Consider the following 2750-nt stretch of genomic DNA (forward strand, 5'->3'; position numbering starts at 1 on the left):
CGTCGGAACGGTACAGCGCTTCGATGCGCTGCTTAAGGTCGGACATCGGTTTTTCCCCTTTTCTCGACGTCCGGCCCCGCAATCGACCGGGCGTCCACTCTTTCAACAGAGTGAAATTTTTTTCATAAGTTCTGCCCGAACCGCGAAGTTGTCAAGCCGGTTTTCCGTTCGGTAAACGGTTTGGGGGTCCGCCGCAGGATTGCCTGTGGATAAAACTATTTGCCTGCAGGAAAATTACCGCGGACGGCACAGCGCCGGCACGAGCTGGTGGAAATGCCACGGAAATGCTTCGCGAGGTCGGACCTTCGACGAATGCGTCACCGAACGATGTCCGGGTTCGGGTTGGTCAGGTCGTGCTGTTCTGCGGATAACAGATGATGGAGAGATAGCGCATCGGCAGCTGTGTCAGTTCTTCCGGCCCATGCGGCGCATCGGCGTCGAAGAACAGGCTGTCGCCCGGCTTCATCGGATAGAGATTGCTGCCGTGCCGGTATACGACCTCGCCCTCGAGCATATAGAGGAACTCCATCCCCGCATGCTGGAAGGTCGGGAACACGTCGGAGTCCTCGGTCAGCGTGATCAGATAGGGCTCGACGACCACGCCGCTGGTGTTGGCGCCGATATGTCCAAGCAGATTGTACTGGTGGCCGGCGCGTGTGCCGCGCCGCTCGACGTCGACGCCTTCGCCGGCCTTGACGAAGACGGCGGCGCGCTCTTCCTCGAAGCGGCGGAAGAAGGCGGTGACCGGCACGCCGAGCGCCCGCGACAGCGCCTGCAGCGTGGTCAGCGAGGGCGAGGTGATGCCGTTCTCGATCTTCGACAGCATGCCCAGCGAAATGTCGGTGGCGGCCGCGAGATCGGCGACGGTGATGCCGAGCTTCTTGCGGAAGGCGCGCACCTCATGGCCGATCGCTACCTCCAGCACCTTCTCGCGCGTGTCGCGGACGGCGTGCGGATTCTGCGTCAGCGGCGCGCGGATGGTTCGCACGCTTCGCCCGTCCGCCGAGACGCTCTTCGGCAACGGCTTGGCTTGGTCGCTCGCGCCGGAAGGCTTGTTGTCGGTCGTCTTCTTCGCCATGGCGCCCCTCAAATTTCCGCCGATTTATTTCACTCGAGGTGAACATATTCGGTGGCGATACAGGAGCGCAATCACCGCGGCAAGCCGTCTTATGTCGCAGAACCTGCGATGAAATCGGCTGTCGCGACCCGGCTGCCTGGGTCGCAGCGAGGCTGGCGACGCAGTCACTCAACGCATCGCAGCCCTTCTCACGACATGATCAGGCCGCCGTCGACATTGATGGTCTGTCCGGTGATGTAGGCCGCGTCATCGCTGGCGAGAAAGCTGACGAGCCCCGAGACGTCTTCGCCGCTGCCGGCGCGGCCCATCGGGATGTTCTTCACCCATTCCGCCATCAGCTCGCCCGGCTTGTAGTCGCCGAGCAGCTTGCCCCATGCGGTGTCGTTATAGGCCCACATGTCGGTGTCGATGATGCCGGGGCAGATGGCATTGACGGTGATCTTTTCCTTGGCCACTTCCTTGGCCAGGCTCTGCGTGATGCCGACAACCCCGAATTTCGACGCCGCGTAATGCGGCGTGTAGATGAAACCCTGCCGCGCCTGGCCGGACGCGGTGTTGATCAGCCGGCCGCCTTGGCCGTGCTTGCGCATGCGCGCGATCGCTTCCTGGCAGCACAGGAACACGCCTTTCGTGTTCACCGCCATCACCTTGTCCCACTCGGATTCCGTCATCGCCTCGATTTTGGCGATGGTGATGACGCCGGCGTTCTGCACCGAAATGTCGACCCGACCGAATTCATTCTCCGCGAGATCGTAAAGCGCTTCGACCTCGTCCTTCTTCGTCACGTCCATGCGCATCGAGGCGACCTTCGCGCCCGCAGCCTTCAGGCCGGCGGCGACCTCGTCGACGCGCGGATCAATGGCGCTGATCACGACCGCCGCACCTTCCGCCGCGAAACGCCTCGCCATGGCCGCACCGATGCCGCCGCTGGCGCCTGTGACGATTGCCGTCTTTCCTTCGAAACGCTTCTGCACTTTTTCTTTCTCCTACCAGCAGACGAAGCCGCCATCGACGATGAGGTCGATGCCGGTGACGAAGCTCGCGGCCCGGCTCGCCAGGAACACGGTCGGCCCGACCATTTCCTCAGGCCTCGCCATGCGGCCCATCGGCGTGTCGCGCTCGAAGATCTTGACCTGCTCGGCGACCTCCGGCCGCTTGTTCATCGGCGTCAGCGTGTAGCCGGGGCTCACCACATTGACGCGCAGGCCGCGATCGGCCCACTCCATGGCGAGGCTCTTCGACATGTGGATCACCGCCGCCTTGGACGAATTATAGTGCGCCTGCGTCAGGCCGCGGTTGACGATCGAGCCGGACATCGAGGCGATGTTGATGATAGAGCCTTTGCGGCGGGGCAGCATGACGCGCGCCTCGGCCTGGCAGGACAGGAACACGCCGCTGACATTGACGTCGTAGAGCTTCTGCCACTTCTCCATCGGCAGCGTCTCGGCGGGTTCGGCACCGGCGACGCCGGCATTGTTGACCGCGATCGTCAGCGCGCCGAGTTCCTTTTCGACGCGTTCGACCGCTGCCGCGAGATCGCTCTGCGATGTGACAGTTCCGGTCAGCACCAGCGCCTTGCGGCCGAGCGCCCTGATCTTGTCGGCCGTGTCTTCCAGCCCGCCCTTCGAGCTGTGGCCGAAACAGGCGACATCGGCGCCGGCTTCCGCCAGAC

3 protein-coding genes are annotated in these 2750 nt (G+C 63.3%); all 3 read right to left on the bottom strand.

What is annotated here, in order from left to right; all coding sequences use genetic code 11:
* Positions 1–346: 346 nt before the first annotated feature.
* Entirely contained in the window at positions 347–1078 is a 732-nt protein-coding gene (locus tag EOA60_RS27445) for an XRE family transcriptional regulator (RefSeq protein ID WP_095823862.1), read from the bottom strand.
* 188 nt (positions 1079–1266) lie between these two features.
* Entirely contained in the window at positions 1267–2052 is a 786-nt protein-coding gene (locus EOA60_RS27450) for a glucose 1-dehydrogenase (RefSeq protein WP_067327767.1), read from the bottom strand.
* 12 nt (positions 2053–2064) lie between these two features.
* Positions 2065–2750 (bottom strand): SDR family oxidoreductase (locus EOA60_RS27455; protein WP_128312197.1); only part of this gene is annotated, 686 nt, incomplete at its 5' end.

Source organism: Mesorhizobium sp. M1A.F.Ca.IN.020.06.1.1, from assembly GCF_004023265.1.
In the GTDB taxonomy this organism is placed as follows: domain Bacteria; phylum Pseudomonadota; class Alphaproteobacteria; order Rhizobiales; family Rhizobiaceae; genus Mesorhizobium.